Here is a 25,379-nt window from a genome sequence, read left to right as displayed (position 1 = left end):
GCAAAAAGGAGGCGAACCGCGATGATGACCTATAACAATCAGCCGCTAGGACGCCTCTTTAAGCAACTCTTCTAACAGGCTGACTTGACCATTCCCCGGGAAAGCGGCCCTGCTTATCCCGGACGTTGGTGCCAGCCGCGCGACCCGCGCGCACAGCTTACAAGTCAGCCGCCCAAGCAGGCCCTTTCTCACGAACTGCGTTACGCAAACGCAGAGAAAGGCTCTCTTATGCGCCTGCACAACTTCGCCTCCATTGTTGAAGACAAGACGGTGGCGCAGGCACAACTCGTCGCTGACCTGCCCTTCGTCCACCCACACGTGGCGCTCATGCCTGATGCCCACTTTGGCAAGGGCTCCTCGGTCGGCACCGTCTTCGGCACGCTGCGTGCCGTCATCCCGGCGGCCGTCGGCGTGGACATCGGCTGCGGCATGATCGCCGTGCGGACCCACCTCACGCACGCGGATATCCAGGACTTCGCTCTCGAGGACCTGCGCACCGCAGTCGAAGACTCCATTCCGCTCTCGCCCGGAAACTACAACGGCTGGATCATGGACCCGCGCACCGAGGCCCGCACGCGTGAGCTCGCGCAGCTGGCCCAGGACACCGGCGTGGACCTTAGTCATTCGAAGAATTGGCGTCAGCAGCTGGGCAGCTTGGGCGGCGGCAACCACTTCATCGAGCTGTGTCTCGACGAATCAGACCGCGTCTGGCTGTTCCTGCATTCTGGCTCGCGCGGCGTGGGTAACAAGATTGCACAGAAGCACATCAAGGCCGCGCAGCGCCACTGCAAGAAGCACTGGATCCAGCTCGCGGACAAGGACCTGGCCTACCTCGTCGAGGGCACGCCCGAGTTCGACTCCTACATTGCGGATCTCCACTGGGCACAGCACTTTGCGCTGCTCAACCGCGATGAGATGATGGATCGTTTCCTCGACTGCGTCGCCACCTGGTCTGGCGCGGATCGGGAGACGCTTGAACTTGAGCGCATCAACTGCCACCACAACTACACCCAGCGCGAGAACCACTACGGTAAGAACGTGTGGCTCACGCGTAAGGGCGCCATCAAGGCGGACGAAGGCGACCGCGGCCTCATCCCCGGCTCGATGGGCACCGCTAGCTACGTCGTGGAAGGCAAGGGCTACCCGCCGGGCCTCAAGTCTGCGCCGCACGGCGCGGGTCGCGTCATGTCGCGCACCCAGGCCAAGGCCCGCTTCACCGAGGCGGACCTTGCCGCACGCATGGAAGGGATCGTCTATCGTCCCGGCGCCGAGTTCGTCGATGAGATTCCGGACGCCTACAAGGACATCGACCGCGTGATGGCCGATGCCGCCCAGCTCGTTGAGGTCAAGCACACCCTGCGCCAGATCCTCAACGTTAAGGGCACCTAACCTGCGCCATGATGGGACCGTCACTTTTAGTGACGGTCCCTTTCAAGCTTTCCGATGTCCCCTCCTGCAGCGTCGCACCAGCACGACGCTTTGCCTTGTGTAAGGAAACGAAGGGCGTGACCACTAGTGATTACTGCTTATTTATCGCGAAGGGCTGGAACTGCTCGGCCGGTCGGAGGTGAAAGCCGAGTATTAAACTGCGTCGAGGCGAGTTGGCGTTCAGCATCGTCGACTAACATGAAAACATCGTCAGCGAAGTACCCGAGAAGCCCGCCCGCACCGATTACTTTCTTACGCAGAATGCCAGCGTCGGTGAGTGAATCGAGAGCATCTCGGGCCGTGCTTGTCGATGAAATCCCCAGCTCGGACTTCACGATGGGCACCGTGACCAAAGGCATGGCAGGAAGCTTCTTGAGCAGTTGGAACTCCGTCGAATTCGATTTCAATGCGCGCTTGCTTCCTTGCGTAGTGCGATGGCGATTGACCTTGTCCATCCATTCTGCTTCTAGGGCGGCGACGCTATCCGCAAGTTCAGCTGCTTTGGTGGTGGCGACTTGTGCTGCCTCGACGAAGAAAGAGATCCATGCCAGCACGTCACCCTCGCGGAATTTCGTGAGTCCGTCGACGTAACGGTCACCGAGCGTTGCCAGAACCATACTGACGGGGAGAACTGCAGCATCGGTGAGCCCTCTGCGCTGCAAAAGCGCGTGAACCATAGCTCGCCCCACGCGTCCATTCCCATCCGGGAATGGGTGGATGGTCTCGAACTGCGCATGAACGAGCGCTGCTTGAACAAGCGCGGCGTGGTCTGCCCCGTTGAAGTATTCAATGAGATCGTCGAGGAGTCCTGGGACTTGTGCAGGAGGCGGGGGGACAAAAGCCGCATCGATGGGGTGATAGTCAGACCCGCCAATCCAGTTTTGAGTAGTACGTACTCCTTGTAAAGGCTTTTCTGCAACGAGCGCTGTCTGCATTGCAACAATGTCATCCAGGACCAGCTCGTCTTTGTAAGCCAAGTCCGTATTGATGGTGTCGAGGATGGCGACATTGCGGGCGACAGCTGTTGCGGATTCTTTGAAACCCCGAATTTCGGAATCTGATTCACGCGCGAGGATCGCCATGGCCACTTTGTCGGAGTTGGGAGCGATTCCCTCGATCCTGGAGGAAGCGACGGCCTCAGAACGGAGCAGGAGTCGCGCAACTCCTTCAAGGGAGTGGGTATTGTCTCTCATCCCAAGATTGTGAATCTCCCGCTCGATGCGAACGATACGTCGTGAGAGCTCGGACGGCAGCTTCAAAGACATGTCTGCGAGGGGATCGGGAACAAAAGCATAATACTTCCCGCCTTGCTTGGCGCGTCTAGAAAGACCGCTGCCATCAGCAGGGATCCATTCCAATTCGACTGTCTTTGCCACAGTTGACTCCTGTCATGCGCTTGGGGCATCGGGGATAAGGCTTATCTCGGTAGATCGATATCTTAGTTTACTGGGATAGCTGTTATCCCGGTGGGCTGCGAGCGCAATGCGCCAGATAACTCTTATCGTGAGTCACTGCTTTGTTAAAGACTATTGGAAACAGAACGGTGCTGAAGGAAGCTATCAAGTTAGACGGCGGATTCTAAGCGCAATATTTGCTCCGTTTGAGAGGCATGTCGAAGGCCTCGAAGATGCGCAGCTTCAAGGAGAATTGGCTTCTCCTGATTGAAAAGAGTCGGTGAGCAAACATCGTCGCGACATAAAGCGAAACGATGCTTGGGCAAAAGTAAAGGGCCAGTTCAAGTACGAACTGGCCCTGATTGCTAGAGGCTACGCACTCGGGAACTCCCCGTTTGTGCCCAGGCGCGCATCGGCGTCGAGGAGCATGGAGATTTCCGCGGCCTTGTCGGCGTCTACGAGGCCGTAGCCGTCAATCATCACCTTGGCGTCGCGTGCCGGGAGGCGGCGGCCCTCGATGACCTTGAAGAGCGGGGCGCGGCCGAGCATGCCGGCCTCGAAGTGTGCGCGGCCAGTACGCAGGCGCTGCTCAGCGCGCTCACGCCACGAGGCGGCGGCGTCCGCCCCGCGCTGCTGGGACACGGCCTGCTCAAACACGCCGGGGTGGGCGTAGACGATGAGCGCGCTGACGTGGCCGAAGCCAAGCGAGGTCAGCGCCGCGGCCTTCACGCTGTGGCCCGCAGAGCCGAGGTCCAGCGGGGAGCGCAGCCACACCAGGTTCGGCGCCTTCGGGGCGATGAGCGGGTCGACGCAGTCCAGGGACACGTTCGCCGGGATGCGGTGCGTGCGGAAGACGTCGATGATGCCGCCGGTCTGGAAGAGCGCGGCACCCGCTTTGGAGTGACCGGTGAGCGTCTTTTGGGAGATGACGAACATCGGCTGATCCTCATCGCGGCCAATCGCTGGCCACAGCAGGGAGTGCAGCTCCGACTCGTTGGGATCGTTGGCGTTGGTGGAGGTGTCGTGCTTGGACAGGACCGTGACGTCGTTGGGCGTCAGGCCCAGACCGCGCAGCGAGCGCGCCAGGCGGGAGTTCTCCCGGCCGCGGCCAGCACCCAGTGCACCCAGGCCAGGGGCCGGGATGGAGGTGTGGGCGCCGTCGCCGTAGGAAGCGGCGTGGGCGACCACGGCGAGCACCGGAAGGCCCAGCTCTTGCGCGAGGCTACCTCGCACAAGCAGGACGGTGCCGCCGCCTTCGCCTTCAAGGAAGCCGCCGCGGCGGCGGTCATTGGCGCGGGAGATGAAGCGATCATCGATTCCCTTGGCGGTCATCTTGGCGGTCTCCGCGGTGGCGTTCATATCGCCGAAGCCCTGGAGGGACTCCACCTGGACATCGTCGATACCGCCGGCCACGACCACATCGGCCTTGCCCAAGGCAATCTTGTCCACAGCTTCCTCAATCGACACCGCTGCGGTAGCGCAGGCACCGATGGGGTGAATCATGGAACCGTAGCCGCCCACCAGGGACTGCATGGTGTGCGCCGCGATGACGTTCGGCAGGGCCTCCTGCAGGATGTCGGACGGGCGCTCCTCACCGAGGAAGCGGGTGACGAAGACCTTGTGCAGGGATTCCATGCCACCGATACCGGTGCCCTGCGTGGTGGCTACTTGGCCCGGGTGGATGGAGCGCAGCAGCTCCGCCGGGGAAAAGCCGGCCTGGGTGAAGGCATCCACCGCGCTGACCAGGTTCCACACCGCCATGCGGTCCAGGGAGTCGAGCATGTGCTCTGGGATGCCCCACTTGGCAGCGTCGAAGTCATCCGGCATCTGGGCGGCGACGGAGCGGGTCAGCGTGGCCTTGCGCGGGACCTTGACGGTCGCACCCTGGCGGCGGGTGACCTGCCATTCGCCGTCCACCTCGACGATGCTGACGAACTCTGGGTCCGCTTCCTGGATATCGCGGGCGGTGGCCTCCGAATCCACGGTGAAGGTGACGTCGCGGTCGAGGAAGACGGTGGTCAGGTCGATGGAGCCGCGGTCGGTGAGGTGGTACTTATCCGTCAGCGTGCGCACGCCGGAGCGTGCGACGACCTCATCGCGGAAGCGCTCGAAGATGTCCTCCTCGGCGATCTCCTCATCGCTCTCCACGACGAACCAGCCCGGGTGTGGGTCCTCGCGCCATTCCACCAGCCCGGTCATCCAGGCCAGCTCCAGTACGCCAGCGGCGGTCAGTTCCGCGGAACCATCGCGCTGCAGGCCATACTCGGCCTCGAAGCGCGTGCGGCCGGAGCCCCACGAGGAGACCTCGCCGATACCGGCGATGACCACCATGTCCTCCAGGTCCGTGGTGACTTGGCCAACTTCTTCCTCCAGGCCGGGCTGTACCGCTTGGACCTGGTTGGGCAGCGCGGTGATGGTGGCGGGGGCGTCCTTTTCCTCATGTGCAGCTGCGCCAGTGGTTCCTGCCGGCTCCACATCTGCGGCGAGCTCCTTGAGGGAGAAGCCCTCCAAGCCGCCGGTGAGGTCCTTCTCCACCGGGGCGTGAGCTGCCTGCTCGCGCGAATCGGCGCTGGCCAGGTCCATGAGCTCGGCGGAAATCTCCTCCGGGCTCCACACCTTGATGCCGGCTTTCTCGGCAGCGGGCACCAGCCCATCGTTGCCGCCCATGAGGTGCGTGCCGGCGACCCAGCCGATCTTGGCCTGCGCCAGCGTGACACCCTGCGGCCAGCCGGCTTCGACCTTCCACTTGTTGAGGATGGCATCGAGTGCTGCCTTGACCTCGCCGTAGGCGCCGTCGCCACCGAAGGTGCCGCGGTTGGGCGAGCCCGGCAGGACAACGTGGCAGCGCTTGTCCACATCCTCCTGGCTCAGCCGTGCCAGCCCCGCGATGGTGCGCTCGACGGACCACAGCAGCAAGCGGGCCTGCGCCTCGGTGGTGCCGGAGGCATCCGCCAGCGAGCCGGATACGCTCGGCGCGGCGAAGGGGAAGGCCAGCGTCGGAGTGAGGGCCGGTTTGAGGATCTTGACCTCGTTGCCCACGGACTCGCGTTGCTCGGAGCCGATCCAGTCGATGAGCGCATCGATATCGCGGAAGCTCGACAGGTTTGCCGGGACCAGCCACAAGGCGGAACCAGCAGCCCCGTGCTCGGCGTAGAGCGTGCGCGCGAATTCCTTGCGGGCCTGGCTGACACGAGAGGCAGTCATGATGACGGTTGCGCCGCCCTCCAGCAGGCGCTCCACCAGCGCGGTGGCGATGGAACCAGGGGCAGCACCCGTGACCAGGGCAACCTCACCGGCATACGCGCCGGGGGTGGTGTCCATTGCGGCCTTGGCGATATCCTCGCGCTTCCACCAGCGCGCCTGACGCGCCAGATCCTCGCCGGCACCGCGGAAGCTGTTCACCGGGTACTCGGCCTGGCCCAGTGCCAGGCGGGCGAGGCGCTCGCGGGCGATGGCCCAGGAGTCGTCGAAAAGCACGGCCTTGTTCGCATCGAAGGAGGGCGTGACGGACTTGAGCCAGCCGGAGCCGAGCTCTGCCTCGACGGCATCGATGACGGTGGTATCCGGCGCCTCGATGAGCTCCGGCTCAGAGTCCAGACCCAGCTGGGTAAGAACCTGGCGGGCGACAGTAGCCAGCACACCGTTCTCACCGGTGACGGTCTCGGCGAAAGCATCCAAAGCAGCAGAGTCGACCACGGCACCGCCACCGGCACCACCGGCGGCCGCGCCCTTGGACACGGAGGCACCGTGGGCAGCGGCGACGGCTTGGACGGCGGCGTCGATCAGCTCGTGTGCTGCGGACTTCGAGGTAGCGCTCGCCGGCACGGTGCTCAGCGAGCCGCCGCGCACGGAGTCCTCTTCACGGGAGCCGAGCAGGATCTCCGCCTCGACGTGGGCAACCCAGGATTCGGGCAGGCCCCAGGTTCCGGTGACGTAGTCCGCCACGGCGGTGGGCTTGAGACCCGCAGCGCCGAAGAGCTGGCGCAGGCGCGCGCCGACAGCCTCACCCAGAACCGGGCCGAAAGCGGAGTAGCCCGGGGCGGCGGTGGCGACCTTCTCGCGCAGCGTGGCCACGTCGGCATCGGCGGCGCCATCGATGGCCGGCACGCCGATTTCCGCGGACATGTCCATGAGCAGCTGATTACGGCGCGAAGACACGCCGTTGGTCAGCTCTTCCACGGTGTCGGAGTCCGTGATCTGGTCCACGCGGATCTTGTTCTGGAAGGCGAAGAGCACCATGATGGCCTCCGCCGCACCAAAGCGCAGCTCGGGGGCGTCGCCGGAGGCAGCTGACGCGGTAGGTGCAGGAGCCGGTGTAGCTGGCTCGGCCGCAGCCGGAGCCTCGGCAGCCTCGACTGGTACCTCGCTGGCCTGCGGAGCTTCCTCCGCAGCGGATTCCGGTGCCGGTTCGGCGGCGGGGGCTTCGGAGACGTCGGCAAGCATGACCTGCTCCTGGTCGCGCTCCACATTGAGCACGCGGATGGTGCCCTCCGGGATGCCGGCGACGGCCAGCGAGCGGGTAGCCAGGTTGGTCAGCGTCGGGGAAGAAGCCAAGCCGACCTCGATGATCTGCTCGACCTTGCCGAAGAGGAGCTCCTGGGTCTCAATCCAGCGCACAGGCGAAGCGAACTGCCAGGACAGCAGCTCGATGAGCAGCAGGCGGGCGAGCTCGTGCTCGTTCAGGTCCTCCACCTTCAGCCCGTCCAGCTTGCCTGAGGGAGCCAGCGGTGCCACGGCGTCGACGAAGTCCTGGGTGAGTTCGAAGGGGCGGGCCACCAGGTTCGGGATGTAGCGGCCTACCAGGGCATCCAGATCCAGCTCCTGCGGCAGCAGCTCATCGAGCTTCTCCGCGAAGGCCGGAACGCCCTCGCGCAGTACGCGGGAGTGGAAAGGAACATCGATACCCGGGACCATGACCGCCGCGCGCGGGGCGATGGCATTGGCCTTATCCACCAGGGCTTTGAGTCCCTTCTTGGTGCCGGCGACGGAGTACTGCTGGCCGCGGATGTTGTAGTTAACAATCTCCAGGAACTCACCGCTGGCCTCGGAGACCTCAGCCACCCAGGCGTCGACGCTGTCTGCATCAATGCCGGCCATGTTCGGGCGCAGTGCCGCCATGGCGTACTCGGAGTTGCCCTCCGCATCGCGCGGGACCAGGCTGCCCATGGCGGAGCCGCGGGAGTAGACGATGTCGATGACACCCTCAAGGTCAAAGATATTCGCCAGCGAGGCCAGCGCGGTGTACTCGCCCAGGGAGTGGCCGGCGAAATAGGAGGTCGGGGCCAGGGCGTCCTCGGCGCGCAGGCGCTCGGTCTGGGCATAGGCCACCACAGCCAGGGCCACCTGGGTGAACTGGGTCAGGTGCAGCACGCCCTGCGGGTGGCGGAAGGTGGTGCCGCGAACGGTGAGCTCCGTCGGGTTCTCATCGATGACTTTCTGGATGCTAAAGCCGAGGTTTTCGCGGGTATGCGCATCGGCACGGCGCCAGGCCTCGCGCGCTGCCGGAGAGGCCTGGCGGTCGCCCTTGCCCATGCCTTCGGCCTGGATGCCTTGGCCGGGGTAGACGTACGCCGTGGTCGGCGCGGCAAGCAGGGCCTGTCCGCGGGAGACGACTTCGCCCTCGATGCGGCAGGTGACTTCGAGGGCCTGGTGGATGCCCTTGCGGCCGACGCGCTCGACGGTGACCTCGATGTCATCACCCAGCTGCACCATGCCGTACATGGAATAGGTCCAGCCCACCACGCGGCCGTGGCGGCCGGCCACCTGCTGTGCCGCGGCCGAGAGCCACATGCCGTGCACCAACGGTGCCTGCAGGTTAACCAGCTGGGCCGCATTATAGGACGTGTGAATCGGGTTGTAGTCACCGGAAACCAGCGCAAACGGCGTCATGTCCTGCGGGGCGGTGACGGTGGCGCGGTCGACGAAGGAGCGCGGCGTTGGTACCACCTTGGTGGCGGACTTGCCGCCGCCCCACTCCGGTGCCTGGCTCGGTGCGGCGGTGCCGGTGGCGCGGCCGCGGATGGCAAAGCGGTGCATCTGCGTGGCTACGATGTCACCGGAAGCGTGATCCTTGAGCTCGAGCTCCACCGTGACGATGCGTCCGGAGACGGATTCCTCGATGGCGGTGCAGGAGGAGGTGACGTCGATCTGGCGGCCGTCGGCAAGCTGCTCCAGCGGCACGCGCAGGTCGATGACGTGGTCCAAGTGCACCGCGTTAAGCAGGCCTTCGATGACCGGGTAGCCATCCTCTAGGCGGCCGGAGCCGAGCGCGGCATAGATGGCCGGCCAGCACGGGCCGACCAGGACATCCGGGGTGCCGGCTTTCTCTGTGGAGGACTCACCGCAGGTCACCGCGCTGTGTGCGGAGAGCAGCGAAGCAGGGAAGTGGAAGGAGTAGCCGGACTCGACGGTGGGCATCTTAGTGATCTCATCGCCCTGCTCTGCCGTGGAGCCGACACCAGCCAAGCCCTCCAGGAGGGTGAAGACGGAGTTAGGCAGGCGCTCCTCGGAGACCACCGGGGAGCCACCCGTGGCTACATCCTCCGGCAGGTCCACAGGGACGGTGACCTCGCGAACGTAGAAGGGGCGCTGCTCCTCCGGCAGGTCATCCCAATAGGAGTCCGCCGTGATAACAATCTCCCAGTTGCCTTCAGCATCCTGGCGCAGGTCGAAGGCGTTCTCATCCATCTCATAAGCCGGGTTGGCCATGAGGTGGCCGTGCCACAGCAGGGTAGGAGAAGTGCGCAGGAATGCGGCCTCATCGGCGGCGGAGTTCAGGCGGGAGAAAGCCTTCTGCGGGGTCGAGCCCTGCTCCAGCAGCGCATCCGTGGTGGCCTGCTCGAAGCGGGCAAGCAGGTCCGCCACGGGCTCGTTCTTCTTGGTAATGCCCGCCACGGCCACGGGGCCGGGGATGATGCGCACCTGGTCAGCGGTGTAGCGCTCATCCTGTGCCTGCCAGAGGGTGTCCTTGCCAAACCAGGACTTCAGGTCACCGTCCAGGGCCGGTACCCACGGCATGGGCTTGACGTGCTTGTAGTGCAGGGAAATCCACCAGGCGGCATCGCGCGCGGAGACCTCGGTGGTGCGTGCGGCAGGGTAAGCATCCAGCAGCTTGGCCACGGCCTGCGGGGCATCGTGCACAGCTTCCACAGCGGGGAAGAGAGTTTCAATCTGGCCATGGTCCGCCGGGTTCAGGCGGGCTTCGACGCGGTGCAGGAGATCGAAGAAGCGGTCATCCCAGCTGGGATCCACGGACGGATGGGCCAGCTCCACGAAGCGCTCGAGCCACTCCGCGTAGGTCATGGACTCCACATCGCCGAAGTAAGGCTTGCAGGTCTTGGCCAAGGCGTCGATGATCTCCTGGCGGTGGGCCGGGTATTCCTCGATGCTCAGGGAAGTAATCAGGCGCGAGGCCGCGGCGAAGGAATTATCCAGGTCGTGGATGTCCGCCAAAAGGTGCGACTGCGAGGATGCCACGCCGTTCGCACCGGTGCCGCGGCCGACCCATCCGCCGTTCTTGGAAGGCGAAATGCCTTCCGTGTTGACCAGCAGGTCCTTCACCGAATCGGTGGCCTTGGCTTCCTTGGTGGCCATGGCGACGGTGCCGAGGAAGACGGCGTCGACAGGCATGGCCGGCATAGCGTGCTTCTTCGCCCACTCACCGGTGAGGTAGGAGGTGGCGCGATCCGGGGAGGCGATGCCGCCGCCGACCGCCAGGTAGACGTTGGGGTGCTGGCGGATTTCGGCGTAGGTATCCAGCAGCATGTCATCCAGGTTGACCCAGGAGTGGTGGCCGCCGGCGTGGCCGTCCTCGACCTGCATGATGATGCGGTCCTCCGGGTAGGCCGTGGCGATGGCCAGCACATCCCGGATCTGCTTCGCGGTGCCGGGCTTGAAGGAGATGAAGGGGAAACCATCGGCGTGAAGGCGGTCCAGCAGCTCGCCAGCTTCCTCTACTTCCGGGATACCGGCGGAGATGCACACGCCGTTGAAAGCCGCACCGGCCGCGCGTGCCTTGGGCACGATGCGCGCCTGGCCGAAGTGCAGGTTCCACAGGAAGCGGTCAAAGAACATGGTGTTGAACTGCGCCGTGCGGCCAGGGCGCAGGTGCTGCTCCATTGTGGCCAGGTGGGCGCGGAAGACCTCATCGGAGTACATGCCGCCGCCGGCCATCTCCGTCCAGTGGCCAGCGTTGGCTGCCGCGGCCACGATCTCACCATCAGCGGAGGTCGGCGTCATGCCGCCCAGCATGATCGGGGACAGGCCCGTGAGATCGGAGAAGCGGGTCTGGGTATAGGTGCGACCGTTGGGAAGCTCGATGGTGCGCGGGGCGAAGTCAGCGTAGTTCAGGGCCTTGGGCAGTTCAGCGCCCGGCGTCGCCAGCGCATCAAGCTCCTGCGGGGTGGCGGCCGAGACCACCGTGATTCCCGTGCCTTCCACCACGCGGCGGGTGATGTTCGCCAAGGCGCGGTCGAGAACAATGAGGTGCTCGGAGTCGAGCGCGGCGAGCGTGGCCGGCCAGTCGTGTTCGGTGACCAGGATGGCTTCGGCCTGCGCGCGGGCCTCATCCGCGTCGAGGCCGCACTTCTGAGCCAGGTCTATGGTGCGCTCGGCGGCTGGGGCGAGCACCGGGTTGTGGAAAGGAAGGGCCACGGGCAGCTCATCAAAGCGGGGGCTGAGCTCATCGCCGCCGACGGTACGCTTCTCCAGCTCGGCGTTGAAGCTCTTCACGGCCTCGTCGATGGCGGTGCGGGTGGCAGCCAGGTCCTCCGGGCTGCCGGACAGCGCAAAGTGGCGGCGGCCGTTGACCACGGCGATGGCGGCGGTGCCGTGCAGGTACTCGGTGACGAAGCTGCGCTCTAGGCCGCGAATGGACAGCATCTGGGAGCGCGGATCGGAGCCGTTGACCGCGCTGGCGGCGGTGCCCATCAGGATGGCCAGGGCCAGGGCTTGCGCTGGCTTGTCGACGGCCAACGCGCCCAAGCTGCCCTGCGAATGCCCAGCGCGCTCGTCGATGTCGACGCCCAGGTCACGCAGCTGCTCGATAGCGGCAATCTGGCCGAGGACGATGCCGGGGATGGAGACCGCCGGCAGGGCATCGAGGGACGTGGACTCGGTGGAACCCGCAATGAGCTGCTCGAGGCGCTCGAGCGCGCCGGGGCACGTGGAGGCGATGGTGCGTGCGGCGGGGCCGGTGAGGCTGCGTGCCTGGGCGAGGGTCTCGCGCAGGGTGTCAGCAGTGGCGGCAGACTGCGCGGCGGTGGTGATGAAACCCTGCCAATCGGAGCCTTGTCCGGCGAAAAGTACGGCCGGGCGGGGCATGGAATGCAGCATAGTAACAGGCATCTTTCCTCTTTTGAGCTGATGGGGAACGGTTTTATGAAGAGCTGTGGGCAAGATTAGTTAGCCCTACAGAACAATCATGATGTGCCACCGTAGTCGAAGCCTTCGCGCAAAGCGGCCTCCCGCGCGGAAAATGTGAGGTTTTTCTCACGTTTGGGTTGTGGGGGTACTCGCCGCGTCGCCGCTGCGCGAAGTTGCGCAACCTTTTGTATTCTTGGCCTCACTGCAGCGGCTCGGGGAGGAGCAGGGGTGGCTCAGCATCGGTTCGCGCAGCATGAAAGAAAAGAAAAACAAGGGGGGACTATGTCTCAATCAGCAACCGAGAAAACAAACAAGACACCAGCTCGGCTCAGCAAAAGCCGAGTCATCAAAACCATGACCAAGCTGGCCGGAAAGCTGGAGGAAGATTTCTCCACCGGCTTGCCTACCATCAAAATTGCGGGCGGATTCTTAAGTGTCGACGTCAATGAAGAGATGGGCGGCCTCTGTGTCCTTGGGTATTGGGGCGGTGCAGTGCGCTTCAACCCGGACCGGCAGCCTTTGCGCATGGAGGTCAATGATCTCAACGGCGGTGGAATCTCTGGCAACCTCGTTGCCGAGCCCTGTGGAAGCTCTACTATGCATACCCACCTGCTGGTCCTTGCGCCGCCTTATCTGCCGTCGACGGCCACGAATGCTCAGCTCAAGAGCATTATCGCGGGCTATGCGGCCGAAATGTCGGCGGTCTTCGCGCGCCTAGATGAGCAGTTTCCGGAAGAGCCCTCCAAGCCACGGAAGGGGTCTGGGCTTAAGCCGGTATCGCCCCACTATTTCAGCGAGGCCTATGGGGTTTCAGCGGTGGGGATGTGGCGGGTGCACGAGCGCGCCACGCGCCTGGCGATGATCGGCACGTCCGTTCACGTGGTGGACCACCGGAACGGGGCCGTGAGCATCCTCATCAATGAACACGCGATCACTATTGAATCCGCTCGTGATGGCTCCGGGGATATTGAACTCCGCCTCGTCACGCCCTCCGGCCGCTGTGCGTGCGACCTTGACGCGCTCGTGCGCTGGGCCGAGTTTATGAACGATGATCAGTATGTCTACTCCGCGCGCATCGAGGTGGTGAACCTCGATGGCGGCGATGGGCAGGACCTGGTCTTGGTGGCCACGGCCCGCATTCCCACGAAGTGGGGCTACACCGATGAGCAGCTGGATTGGCAGCTCAGCACGTTGGTGAGCCAGCTTGTCGGTGCTGGTGAAGCGTTCTACCGAACCTTCAACCCCACGCGCGTGATGCGCTATATCGACCGCGCGGCTTAGGCGGAAGCTTCTTTGCCGAGCAGTTTGAGGAGGTCCTGCTGCACTTCGCGGCGGCGGACCTTGCCAAGCTGGTCGGAGGCCAGGTGCTCGAAGTGGTAGAAGGTGCGCGGTACCTTGTAGCGGGTCAGGCGCTCGCGGCAGTAGTCCTTGAGGCCCTCTGGATCGAGCACCGCGCCATCCTCCAGGATGATGCAGGCCACGACATCCTCGGAGCCGTCCGCGCGCGGACGGCCGACGATGGCCACGTTGGTAACGTCCGGGTGCTGGCGGATAACGTCTTCCACTTCGGCCGGGTACACATTGAAGCCGCCGGTAATGATCATTTCCTTGATGCGGGAGACGATCTTGATGAAGCCATCGGATTCCATGATTGCCATGTCACCCGTGCGGTACCACCCTTCGTGGAAGGACTGCTCGGTGGCCTCCGGCATGTTGAAGTAGCCTTTGAACACCTGCGGCCCGCGCACGAGGAGTTCGCCCGCGGTGCCATCCGGCTGGGTCTCGCTGAGGTTGTCTGGGTTGCCGATGCGCACCTCGGTATCCGGGAAGGGGATGCCGATATAGCCGGGGCGGCGGTTCTTGTTGAGCGGGTTTGCGGCCACGATCGGCGAGGTTTCCGTGAGCCCATAGCCCTCCACGAGCAGGCCGCCGGTCAGCATCTCCCATTCCTCAACGATCTCCTCTGGTAGCGCTGCTGCGCCCGAGAGGCTGTTCCCGATGCCGTGGAGATCGATGTTCTGTTCCTTGGCTGCCTCCATAACCTTGGAGTAGATCGTGGGCACGCCCGGCATCCAGGTGGGGAGGCGCTTCTTCATGATGTCGAGGAGCAGAGGAACCTTCGGTGCAGGGGTGAGGACCAGCTCGCCGCCAATGTGTACGCCAAGGGCGGCGATGAGGGTGAGTCCATAGACGTGGAAGAGGGGGAGGGCGGCGAGCATGCGCTCGGGCTTCTTGCCCAATTCGGGCACCCACGCTTCCGCCATCTTCATGTTGCAGTACAGGTTGGAGTGGGTCAGCTCCGCTCCCTTGGGTCTGCCGGTGGTTCCGGAGGTGTAAAGGATTAGTGCGGTATCGTCGCGGTTGACCTTGGCGTCTTCGAGCTTCTGGCCCTGCCCGCCGATGGCGCGGCCTGTGAGCGTGCTCCACGGAACGGTGTTGGGGGCGGGAACTGAAAGCTCGGCCCGCTTGTCCTTAATGAAAGGAAGGGGCAAGCGCAGTAGCAGCTGCTTGGGGCGCGGCATGGCCTCAATCATGTTGACCGTAACGATCGTCTCCAGCGGCGTGGAATCACGCAGCTCCTCAAAGACCGGGCTCGCCTTATCCCAGACCACGGCCACGCGGGCGGCGTGGTCCTGGAACAGGGGCTCGAGCTCAGCAGCGGTGTAGAGCGGGTTATGCTCCACGACGGTCGCCCCGAGCTTCAAGATGGCATAGAAGACCGCCACGTGCTGGGGGCAGTTGGGGAGCGCTACGGCGACGCGGTCGCCGGGGCGAATGCCGAAGGCCTTAAGCCCCGCTGCGGCGGCGCGCACGTGGGTGTCGAGTTCGCGGTAGGTCATCTGGTGACCAAAGAACCACGTGGCGGGCCTTTCGCCGAATTTCTCCACGGTTTCTCGGTAGGAGTCCAAGAGCGTTTCGGTGCCGTAATCCAGATTGGGTTTAGTCCACTCAGGGTAATACTGGAGCCAGGCTTTCGTCTCAAAGGCGGAGGGGGCCTGGGCAGGGGATTCGGTCATGTTCGCGAACTCCTTAGGTGGTCAAACTTATTATGTGTGGAACAGTATAACCAACTTGTGACAGAAGTCTCGCAAAAATTAGCAAAGTTGCTTAGAGGAGTGAAAATATTATAACCCCGGTGATATGCGTCTATCGCGCAGGGATCGCTCCGGGGTTATGCAGCGCTATTATTCAGCCTTGAGGCGCTCCAGTAGATCCGCCTGAACCTCGCGGCGGCGAATCTTGCCCAGCTGGTCCGTGGCCAGCTTCTCAAAATGGTAGAAGGTGCGCGGCACCTTGTAGCGGGTCAGGCGCTCGCGGCAGTAGTCCTTGAGGCCTTCGGGGTCGAGCGCGGCGCCGTCGTTCAGCACGATGCAGGCCACGACGTCCTCCGAGCCGTCCGAACGCGGGCGGCCCACCACGGCGGCCTCCGCCACGTCTGGGTGGTCCAGCAGCGTTTCCTCAACCTCGCCGGGGTAGACATTGAAGCCGCCGGTGATGATGATTTCCTTAATGCGGCTGACCAAGCGGATGAAGCCATCTTCCTCCATCACGCCCATATCACCGGTGCGGAACCAGCCATTGTGGAAGGCCTTCTCGGTGGCTTCCTCATCGCCGAAGTAGCCCTTGAAAATCTGCGGGCCGCGGGCCAGGACCTCACCTTCTTGGCCGTCCGGCATGGTCTCATCCAGGTTCTCCGGGTTGGCGATGCGAATTTCGGTATCCGGGAAGGGGATGCCCACGTAGCCGGGGCGGCGGTCGTTGCTCATGGGGTTGCCCACGATGATGGGCGAACACTCCGTCAAGCCATAGCCCTCCACGAGCAGGCCACCGGTGTACTTTTCCCACTTCTCCACGGTATTGACCGGCAGGGTCGAGGCACCGGAGAAGGCCGCGCGCACGCCATCGAGGGAGACGTCGTTTTCTTCCGCCTTCGCCACAATGCGCTCGTACAAGGTCGGCACACCCGGCACCCAGGTTGGGGTGTGCTTCTTCATGAGATCCATGATGAGCGGCATCTGCGGGCTCGGAAGCAGCACCAGCTCGCTGGCGATGAGCGGCGCCAAGGTGGCGTTCATGGTCAGGCCATAGGCATGGAAGAAGGGGAGGGCGGCGAGCATGCGCTCAGGGGAATCGCCCAGGCCCGGTACCCAGTGCTTGCCCATCAAGATATTGGAGAAGAGGTTGCCGTGGGTCAGCTCCGCACCCTTGGGGCTACCAGTGGTGCCGGAGGTGTAGAGGATCAGCGCGGTGGTGTCCTTGGTGACTTCCTCCGGGGTGATGACATCGGAACCATCGCCGCCGATCGCGTTGCCCACGAGGGATTCCCACGGCACCGTATTCGGGGCCGGGGCGGTGAGCTGATCGCGCTTGGACTTCAGCGGCGGAATAGGCAGGCGCAGGGCTAGGCGCTGCGGAGTCGGCATCGCGTTGATCATGTTGATGGAGACGACGGTCTCCAGGGAGGTCGTCGGACGCAGCTTCTCCAACGTGGAGGCCGTCTTATCCCATGCAATGGCGATGCGTGCGCCGTGGTTCTTAAACAGGCCCTCCAGCTCGTGGGCGGTGTAAAGCGGGTTGTGTAGCACCGCGATGGCGCCCAGCTTGAGTACGGCCCAAAAGGCGGAGATGAACTGCGGGCAGTTGGGGGCGACGATGGCAACGCGGTCTCCCGGGCGCACGCCGAAGGCGCGGAGGCCGGCGGCTGCGCGGCGGACCTGCTTGTCCAGCTCGGCATAGGTCTGCGTGCGGCCGAAGAAGTAGGTTGCCGGCTTGTCGGGGTGGAGCGCGAGGTTGTTGTCGTAAACGTCGAGAAGCGTGGTGTCCCCGTACTCCAAGCTGTGCGGGGTCCACTCCGGGTAGTACTGGAGCCACGCCTTGGACTCGTATGCCGACATCGATTCACCTTTCGGTCGCGTAGGTTGAGGTACGGGCCAGTATAACGCGGCTCGTTTCGGGATACACTGGAAAATTATGCGCATCGCGATGATTTCCATGCACACCTCGCCCCTTGAACAGCCCGGTTCCGGGGACGCGGGCGGCATGAATGTCTATGTTCTTAACACTGCCCGCCAGCTCGCGCGCCTCGGCGTAGAGGTCGATATTTTCACTCGCGCCACGCGCCCCAGTCAGGGGGAAGTGGTGGACGTCGAGGAGCGCCTGCGCGTCATCAATATTGTGGCGGGACCCTATGAAGGCCTCAGCAAGGAGGAACTGTCCACGCAGCTGGCCGCGTTCACGGGCGGCGTCTTCAACTTCGCGCGCTGTTTTGAGGTGGAGTATGACGTTATCCACTCCCACTACTGGCTCTCCGGCCAGGTGGGCTGGCTGCTGCGTGACCTTTGGGACGTCCCTCTTGTCCACACCGCACACACGCTGGCTGCGGTGAAGAACGTGCACCGTACGCTCGATGACACCCCGGAAACCGAAGCCCGCCGCATTTGCGAGCAGCAACTGGTGGATAACGCCGACATCCTGGTGGTCAACACCGCCCAGGAAACCCGCGATCTGATCGAGCATTACGACGCCTCGCCGGAGAATATCGTCGTGGTCTCCCCGGGTGCAGATACCGAGCTGTATACCCCGGGTACAGACCGCATGACGGAGCGCGCCCGCCGCCAGCTGGGCATCCCGCTGCACACCAAAGTCGTGGCCTTTGTGGGCCGCCTGCAAAAGTTTAAGGGCCCCGACGTGCTCATCCGCGCCGCCGCGGAGCTGATGGAGCGCGATCCGGATCGCCGCCTGCGCGTGATCATCTGTGGCGGTGCCTCCGGGGCGAATTCCTCGCCGGATGCCTACCATAACCTCGCTCGCGAGCTGGGGGTGGAGCGCGTCGTGCGCTTCCTGAGCCCGCGCCCGCCGCAGGAGCTCGTGGCCATCTATCAAGCTGCGGATATCGTCGCGGTGCCCAGCTATAACGAGTCTTTCGGGCTGGTAGCCATGGAAGCGCAGGCCTCCGGAACGCCCGTGGTGGCAGCGGCCGTCGGCGGCTTGCCTATTGCCGTCGCGGATGGTGACACGGGCTTGCTCGTCCACTCCCATTCAGCGCAGGATTGGGCTGACGCGCTAGAGCAGTTGCTTGACGACGACCCCCGCCGCATCGCCATGGGCGAAGCCGCCGTCGATCACGCCCAGCAGTTCAGTTGGGCAGCGGCCGCCACCCAGCTGGAGAATATTTATGCCGATGCGATGAGTATCGAGATTCCGGACTGTCATGCGCGCCGGGCAATCGGATACTAATCCCACATAAATGGGCATAAACCCACACTTAGGGGTGATGTGCTCGGGTTCACAGGCGAGCCGCCGAAAAACGTGGCATGCTGGTGTTTATGAGTAACGGAAAGCTGATTCTACTTCGACACGGACAGTCCGAATGGAACGAGTCTAACCAGTTCACCGGTTGGGTTGATGTCAACCTCACCGCTAAGGGTGAGGGCGAGGCCAAGCGTGGCGGCGAGCTGCTCAAGGAACAGGGTATCTTGCCGAATATCGTCTACACCTCCCTGCTGCGCCGTGCCATCCGCACCGCCAATATTGCGCTCAACGCTGCGGACCGCCACTGGATCCCGGTTGTGCGCGACTGGCGCCTCAACGAGCGTCACTACGGCGCCCTGCAGGGCCTTAACAAGGCAGAGACCAAGGATAAGTACGGCGAGGAGCAGTTCATGGCATGGCGCCGTTCTTACGGCACCCCGCCGCCGGAGCTGGAGGATGGTGCCGAGTACTCCCAGGCCGGTGACCCGCGCTACGCCAACCTGGATCAGGTTCCGCGCACCGAGTGCCTGAAGGATGTCGTCGAGCGCTTCGTTCCTTATTTCGAGGAGGAGATCCTCCCGCGCGCCAAGAAGGGTGAGACCGTTCTCATCGCCGCACACGGCAACTCCCTGCGCGCGCTGGTCAAGCACCTGGATCAGATCTCCGATGAGGAGATTGCCGGCCTTAATATTCCAACTGGTATCCCGCTGGTCTACGAGATCACCGAGGACGGCTCCGTGGTGAACCCGGGCGGCACCTACCTGGATCCGGAAGCTGCTGCTGCCGGCGCTGCCGCCGTGGCCGCGCAGGGTGGAAAGAACTAAACACCGAGCAAGCTGCGTGCTGCGCACAATCCCCAGGGAGCATATACTCCTTGGGGATTCTTTGTAGGGGCGTGAATGATTGTGGAACTGGTTTTAGCTTTTCTTGCCGGCGTGGTGGCCTGTGGCCTGGCCATTCCGGTAGTTACTCGGTTCCGTGAACGCATGGAGCGCCGCCGCGTCCGCGATGCGGATGCCAACCAGGTCACCAGCGTGAGCCAGGTCCTGCATCTCGCCGTGGCGGGCTCGCCGGCCGGTATGACGGTGCTCTCGCGCGACAAAGAGGTCATCTTTTCCAACCCTGCGTCCCATCAAATGTCGATGGTGCACGACCGTGCCGTGAACCCCGATATTTGGAAGGTCGCGGAGGAGGTCTTCGACGATAAGGAGACCCGAACGCTGGATCTTGCCATTCCCAAGCGGCGCACCGGTAACCGCGTAATCCAGGTACGCGCGGTGGTTCAGCCGCTGACGCTGAACGACGATCGCTTCGTCATCGTCTACGGCACCGACGAGTCCGAATCGGTGCGCATGGAATCTGCCCGCCGTGACTTCGTGGCTAACGTGTCGCACGAACTGAAGACCCCAGTCGGCGGCATCGCCCTGTTAGCCGAGGCCCTCCTCGAAGACACGGGGGATCCCGAGCACGTCGAGTACTTCGGCAGCAGGGTGCAAAAGGAAGCCGCTCGCATGGCTGAGATGGTCAGCGAGCTCATTTCCCTCTCCAAGCTGCAAGGTGCGGAGGCGCTGCCAGAAATGGAGCCGCTTGTCCTCGATGACGTCATCGATGAGGCCATTACCCGCAACCAGCTTGCCGCCGATTCCCACCACAACCAGCTCACCCGCGGCGAATCCGCAGGAGTCCACGTGATGGGAGATAAATCCCTCCTGGTTACGGCGATCTCAAACTTGATCTCCAACGCCATCCACTATTCGCCGGATGAGCTTCCGGTATCGGTGACGCAGAAGGTCGTCGGCGGGAAGGTCGTGCACATCCGAGTCACGGACCGCGGTATCGGCATTGCTCCGGAAGACCAGAAGCGGGTATTTGAGCGCTTCTTCCGCGTGGATAAGGCACGCTCCCGGCAGACCGGCGGGACTGGCCTTGGATTGGCCATTGTGAAGCACGTCGTGGCTAATCACGGCGGCAATATCAAGCTGTGGTCACGCCCCGGAACTGGCTCGACGTTTACTATCGAGCTCCCTATATACGCCGAAGAGAAGCCAGCGGATAATCTTATTAACCGGGATAATATAGAAGACGGAGCCGTCAGCTCTGCCGCCCCTGGTTTGCAGCGCGCTGTGGCGCGTGTAGCAGCTCGTCGAAAGGATAAAGCGCAATGACCACCATCCTCATCGTTGAAGATGAAGAGTCGCTGGCCGATCCCCTCGCCTTCCTCCTCCGAAAGGAGGGATTCGACGTTCTCCTCGCCCCCGACGGGCCCAGCGCGCTCGAACAGTTTGCGGCACATAACGTAGACATCGTCCTGCTGGACCTCATGCTGCCGGGAATGTCTGGAACGGACGTCTGCAAGCAATTGCGCACGACGTCTTCTGTGCCGGTGATTATGGTGACCGCGCGCGACTCGGAGATTGACAAGGTTGTGGGCCTGGAGCTCGGCGCGGATGACTATGTGACTAAGCCTTATTCCTCCCGCGAGCTCATCGCCCGCATCCGCGCTGTGCTGCGCCGTGGCCAAGATGTCTCTTCCGAGCACGCCGAGGAGGAGCCCGACGAGCAAATCCTGGAAGGCGGCCGCGTGCGCATGGATGTGGAGCGCCACACCGTTCTCGTGGCCGGCGAGCCGGTATCCATGCCGCTCAAGGAGTTTGACCTCCTCGAATACCTACTGCGCAACGCCGGACGTGTACTGACTCGCGGCCAACTCATTGACCGCATCTGGGGAGCGGATTATGTGGGCGATACCAAGACCCTCGACGTTCACGTCAAGCGCCTCCGCTCCAAGATTGAGGCCGAACCTTCCCGCCCACAGCAACTCGTGACGGTGCGCGGCCTGGGCTATAAGTTCGAGGCTTAAACGCGGGGGTCAGCCGGGTGCCGCGGGAACTCGACTCCGGACCGTGCCCGGGCCTCGCAGTGTGTGGCCAGGATGTCGTAGCACTCCTCTCCGAGTAGCGCGATCAGCTCGGTTTTCTGCGACTTCCACAGCGGTTCTTCCGCGATGTGGCAGGAGGGATCTGCCGAGCAATACCAATCAAAGTCCTCGCCGCCGTTACCCCACCCGCGGCGGTCATATTCGCCGATAGTGGTGCGCAGGATTTCCTCCCCGTCGGGGCGCTCCTCATAGTCCTCGTGCCGGCGAATCGGCAGCTGCCAGCACACCTCGGGCTTGACCACGGTGAGTTCCTCACCCGCCTCGAGCGCCCATTGGTGGATAGCGCAGCCCGCGCCCGTGGGCCAGCCGGCGCGGTTGGCGAAGATGCAGGCGCCGTCGACAAGCGGCGTCTTCAGGGCCGGTTCCGGCTCGCCATCATCGCCGTCGAGCTCATCCCACTCCAGCCAGGGCTCCAACTCCTCAGGTTCTCCGTGTTCCAGGAACTCATCTACCCCCGCAGGGCGGTGCTGCCAGAAGCGGGCGGGCATGCGCGCGACGGCGTCGCGAAGCTGCTCCCGATCCGTCTCATCAGCCATGTAGGCGCCGTGCACGCAGCAGCCGACATCGGGCTGCTGCTTATCGATGCCGTGGCACCTCTCCGTCCCAAACTGGCAGGCATAGTGCGATTCGAGCCAGGTCAGGTCGATGGAAAAGACGTGGAGTGGATCGTTTGGATCCGTAAATTCAAACCACTCTCTAGGAAAATCGGGGGCCTTTTCGCGGCCGGCCAAGATGGACGCCGCCGCCGGGGAGGAGGCGGGAAAACCCAGGTAAACTTCATTCGATTTCGGGCGATTCACACCTACCCACGGTAGACCTACTACTCTAGAGGCGTGCGATTAGGTGTATTAGACGTCGGAAGTAATACCGTCCACCTCGTTGCGGTCGACGCCGCAACCGGTGGGCGGCCTTCGCCGATGAGCGATTGGAAGACCCCGCTGCGTCTGGTGGAACAGCTAGACAAGGACGGCAACATCCACGAGAAGGGCATGAAGAAGCTCATCTCCGCCGTGGGTGAGGCCGCTGAGCTGGGCCAGAAGCTGGGTTGTGATGAATTCATCGCTTTTGCTACCTCCGCCGTGCGCTCGGCCACGAACTCGGCCAAGGTTCTCGATGAAGTTGAGAAGCAAACCGGCGTCCGCCTAGAAATCTTGTCGGGCGAGGAGGAAGCGCGTTTGACCTTCCTCGCCGCCCGCCGGTGGTATGGCTGGTCCGCTGGCCGCATCACCAACCTCGATATCGGTGGCGGTTCGCTGGAGCTGTCCACCGGTACCGATGAGCATCCGGAAATGGCTTTCTCCCTCGACTTGGGAGCTGGCCGCCTGACTCATAATTGGTTTGATACCGATCCTCCGCAGAAGTCCAAGGTAAATTTGCTGCGGGATTACATTGACGCGGAATTGGTCGGCGTGGCCGATAAGATGCGCGCCCTGGGCCCTGCGGGATTGGCCGTGGGAACCTCGAAAACATTCCGTACGCTGGCCCGTTTGACCGGTGCTGCGCCCTCGTCTGCGGGTCCCTACGTCAAACGCACCCTTACGGCGCCGGGTTTGCGTCAGCTGATTTCCTTCATCTCCCGTATGACTGCAGCTGACAGGGCGGACCTTGAGGGTGTAAGTTCTACCCGATCGCATCAGATCGTCGCCGGTGCTTTAGTGGCGGAGGCGAGCATGCGTGCCCTGGGAATCGAAAAGCTGGAGATCTGCCCCTGGGCTCTCCGAGAAGGTGTCATTTTGCGCCGTACCGATAAGGGACTGGAATAGGAAAGAAACGTGGCTGACAAGAAACAGTTGACAGTTGCGGAGCTGCTGGCCCGTAACGCGAAGGACCGACCCGGCGAGGAGAAGACCCCGCGCCGCCGTCGCCGGAGCCTCGATGAAGGCGGCATCTCAGTTGCGGAGCTGACCGGCAATCTCGAAAAGGTGAAGGCAACCCCGGCTGAGGCAAAGCACTCGAACGTCTCCATCGATGAGACGGCCCCGGTGATTCCTGCTCCGAAGAAGGAAGCCCCCAAGCAGGAAGCTCCACAGAAGGAGACTGCCAAGCAGAAAGCAGCCCAGAAGGTGGACAAGCCCCAGGCCGCTGCCGTTCCTGTGGAGAAGCCCGCGGAGTCCGAGTCCAAGCCTTCCCAGCCTTCTGATGATGACACCCGCGTCATCCAAAAGGTCAAGGACGAGCCAGAGAAGCCTGAGGTAAAGACCGCCGCACCGGTCGATGAGAAGCCGCAGGACGCCGCCGAGGACACCTTCACCACGGGTGAGCTCGAGGCAGTCGATGAGGACGTTGACGAGTATGACGAGGACTACGACGAGGAAGACGAAGACAAGCTCAACCCCTTCGCCGTCGTCCTGCTCGCCCTCGTGGGCATCGTGCTCGGCGCCATCGTGTTCAAGGGCTTCGAGATCCTCTGGGATCGCTTCGACCGCCTCGTTGTTCTGGTGCTTGGTGTGGTTGTCACCGGTGTCATCGTTGGCATCGTCCACGCACTGCGTACCAGCCGCGATGGGCTATCCATGTTCCTCGCAGCCGTGGCCGGCCTGGTGCTGACCTTCGGCCCGCTCCTCGTGGTGATGTAAGAGCCAGCTCCATAGGACACCTTCTCATAAGGCATCTGTCACAAGGCATCTGTTAAAAGGTATCTTTGCCCTGAAAACGCCTTCTGGCAGATGCCTTTTGCATGCGCGGTGTCAGCCTGTGTGCACAGCCTTGACCTGGTGGCCGCATCCTAGCCTTTCTGGCACCCTGGATAGCATGACAAAAATTGCAGTACTTGGTGGAGGACAAATCGGCGAAGCCCTAGTTTCCGGGCTGGTGAATGCGGGCTATGACGCCGCGGACATCGTGGTGACCAACCGTCGTTCCGAGCGCAGCGAGGAGCTAAAGAGCGCCTATGGCGTGTCGGTTACGAGCGATAATGCTGCGGCTATCGACGGCGCGGAATACATCTTCGCGTGCGTGAAGCCCTATGCCATCGAGGAGCTCCTTGAAGGCCTCGACATCCCCAAGACGGCCGTGGTTGTGTCCATGGCTGCCGGCCTTACCCTCGATACGTTGGAGAAGGCCGCCGGCGAGGGCGTGTCAGTCGTCCGCGTCATGCCGAACACCCCCATGTTGGTGGGCAAGGGCATGTGCACCTGCGCGGGTGGTTCCCACGTCACCGAAGAGCAACAGGCTGGCGTGGTCAAGCTTCTGGAAGCCGTCGGCGAGGTTGCTGTCATTGAGGAGAAGCACATCGACGCCGCCACCGCACTGGCAGGCTCTGCCCCCGCGTATTACTTCCTTGTCACCGAAGCGCTGATCGACGCCGGTGTGCAGCTCGGCCTCACCCGTGACGTCGCCGAAAAGTTAGCCACCCGCACCGCCCAAGGCGCGGGCACCATGCTGGCTGAATCCGGCAAGGATCCGGTGGCTTTGCGCGCAGGGGTAACCTCCCCGGGGGGAACCACTGCTGCCGCGCTTCGTGAACTTGAGGAGTCTGGCCTGCGGGGCGCGTTCTTCCGTGCCGCCGAAGCATGCACCCAGCGTGCGCAGGAACTTGCTTAAAATTTCCCGCCGTTCTGGTAGCCCTGTGGCATATGTTGTCACACGGGCTTGATGGGGAACAGCGGTGCGAAAGAGGAAAAAATTAGCTCTTGGGTCGCATTAGTCACACGTTTCACGCTAAGCTGGCAGGAGCGCGTGCGTGATAGTCCTGTGGGAGGGGAAGCCTACAGCGCGTCACGTGCTGAAGGGTTAAATAAACTATGACGAATGAAGATAAGGGAACTTTCCTGACCATTGCCGAAGTCGCGGAGATCATGCGTGTCTCCAAGATGACGGTGTACAGGTTGGTTCATGCAGGTGACATGCCGGCCGTGCGCGTGGGACGCTCCTTCCGCGTCCACGAATCTGCCGTCAAGGAATACCTTGAGGCTTCCGTATACGGAGCCTAGCGTTCACCTCTTTCTGGCAGCGCCCACCACTGCGGACCACTCGCGGTCCGCGGCGGTGGGCGCTGCCCTTAG

15 protein-coding genes are annotated in these 25,379 nt (G+C 63.2%); 10 read left to right on the top strand and 5 right to left on the bottom strand.

The window, feature by feature from the left end:
* Nucleotides 1-228 precede the first annotated feature (228 nt).
* On the top strand, nt 229-1,389 hold the full coding sequence (locus tag QP363_RS09270) for an RtcB family protein (protein WP_070645764.1): 1,161 nt from the start codon (nt 229-231) through the stop codon (nt 1,387-1,389).
* Nucleotides 1,390-1,526: 137 nt separating this feature from the next.
* On the opposite strand, the gene QP363_RS09265 is transcribed toward QP363_RS09270, so the two are convergent.
* Nucleotides 1,527-2,804: a Fic family protein gene (locus QP363_RS09265; protein ID WP_070645765.1), complete on the bottom strand. Its 1,278-nt coding sequence runs from the start codon at nt 2,802-2,804 to the stop codon at nt 1,527-1,529.
* A 390-nt stretch (nt 2,805-3,194) separates the two neighbouring features.
* Entirely contained in the window at nt 3,195-12,167 is an 8,973-nt protein-coding gene (locus QP363_RS09260; RefSeq protein WP_284764224.1) for a type I polyketide synthase, read from the bottom strand.
* A gap of 300 nt (nt 12,168-12,467) precedes the next feature.
* Between QP363_RS09260 and QP363_RS09255 the strand changes: the two genes are divergently transcribed.
* On the top strand, nt 12,468-13,466 hold the full coding sequence (locus QP363_RS09255) for a hypothetical protein (RefSeq protein ID WP_141754778.1): 999 nt from the start codon (nt 12,468-12,470) through the stop codon (nt 13,464-13,466).
* Here QP363_RS09255 and QP363_RS09250 read toward each other — a convergent pair.
* Entirely contained in the window at nt 13,463-15,202 is a 1,740-nt protein-coding gene (locus QP363_RS09250) for a long-chain-fatty-acid--CoA ligase (protein ID WP_070711018.1), read from the bottom strand. The two genes, QP363_RS09255 and QP363_RS09250, sit on opposite strands and share 4 nt — an antisense overlap.
* Before the next feature lie 168 nt (nt 15,203-15,370).
* Nucleotides 15,371-17,080, bottom strand: coding sequence for a long-chain-fatty-acid--CoA ligase (locus QP363_RS09245; RefSeq protein ID WP_070711019.1), 1,710 nt, complete (start codon nt 17,078-17,080; stop codon nt 15,371-15,373).
* A 76-nt stretch (nt 17,081-17,156) separates the two neighbouring features.
* Here QP363_RS09245 and mshA point away from each other — a divergent pair, with 76 nt between their 5' ends.
* The 4 genes from mshA to QP363_RS09225 all read left to right on the top strand — a co-directional run bounded on the left by mshA (nt 17,157) and on the right by QP363_RS09225 (nt 21,297).
* Nucleotides 17,157-18,422, top strand: a complete 1,266-nt coding sequence (mshA, locus tag QP363_RS09240) for a D-inositol-3-phosphate glycosyltransferase (protein WP_284764221.1) — start codon at nt 17,157-17,159, stop codon at nt 18,420-18,422.
* Nucleotides 18,423-18,511: 89 nt separating this feature from the next.
* A complete protein-coding gene (locus QP363_RS09235) occupies nt 18,512-19,261 on the top strand; it encodes a phosphoglyceromutase (RefSeq protein WP_070645831.1) in 750 nt (249 codons plus the stop codon).
* A 75-nt stretch (nt 19,262-19,336) separates the two neighbouring features.
* Entirely contained in the window at nt 19,337-20,602 is a 1,266-nt protein-coding gene (locus QP363_RS09230; RefSeq protein ID WP_284764217.1) for a cell wall metabolism sensor histidine kinase WalK, read from the top strand.
* Nucleotides 20,599-21,297 (top strand): response regulator transcription factor, encoded by a 699-nt coding sequence (locus tag QP363_RS09225; RefSeq protein ID WP_070443947.1) that lies wholly within the window; start codon nt 20,599-20,601, stop codon nt 21,295-21,297. Before QP363_RS09230 ends, QP363_RS09225 begins: the two co-directional genes overlap by 4 nt.
* Here the strand turns inward: QP363_RS09225 and QP363_RS09220 are convergent.
* Nucleotides 21,294-22,175: a hypothetical protein gene (locus QP363_RS09220; RefSeq protein WP_070443944.1), complete on the bottom strand. Its 882-nt coding sequence runs from the start codon at nt 22,173-22,175 to the stop codon at nt 21,294-21,296. The two genes, QP363_RS09225 and QP363_RS09220, sit on opposite strands and share 4 nt — an antisense overlap.
* A gap of 33 nt (nt 22,176-22,208) precedes the next feature.
* Here QP363_RS09220 and QP363_RS09215 point away from each other — a divergent pair, with 33 nt between their 5' ends.
* The 4 genes from QP363_RS09215 to QP363_RS09200 all read left to right on the top strand — a co-directional run bounded on the left by QP363_RS09215 (nt 22,209) and on the right by QP363_RS09200 (nt 25,307).
* Nucleotides 22,209-23,138 carry a Ppx/GppA phosphatase family protein gene (locus QP363_RS09215; protein ID WP_012714802.1) on the top strand — a complete coding sequence of 310 codons (930 nt, stop codon included), beginning with the start codon at nt 22,209-22,211 and terminating at the stop codon, nt 23,136-23,138.
* Nucleotides 23,139-23,147: 9 nt separating this feature from the next.
* The gene (locus tag QP363_RS09210) at nt 23,148-23,951 is read left to right on the top strand and encodes a hypothetical protein (protein ID WP_284764213.1); all 804 of its coding nucleotides are present in this window, start codon (nt 23,148-23,150) and stop codon (nt 23,949-23,951) included.
* 175 nt (nt 23,952-24,126) lie between these two features.
* A complete protein-coding gene (gene proC / locus QP363_RS09205) occupies nt 24,127-24,918 on the top strand; it encodes a pyrroline-5-carboxylate reductase (protein ID WP_284764211.1) in 792 nt (263 codons plus the stop codon).
* A 200-nt stretch (nt 24,919-25,118) separates the two neighbouring features.
* Complete coding sequence (locus QP363_RS09200) at nt 25,119-25,307, top strand: helix-turn-helix domain-containing protein (RefSeq protein ID WP_010189818.1); 189 nt, start codon at nt 25,119-25,121, stop codon at nt 25,305-25,307.
* Nucleotides 25,308-25,379: the final 72 nt, after the last annotated feature.

The organism is Corynebacterium sp. UMB6689 (assembly GCF_030215295.1).
Lineage (GTDB): Bacteria > Actinomycetota > Actinomycetes > Mycobacteriales > Mycobacteriaceae > Corynebacterium > Corynebacterium aurimucosum.
The sequence above is the reverse complement of the archived record's forward strand: the minus strand, read 5'-3'. Positions and strand labels throughout refer to the sequence as shown.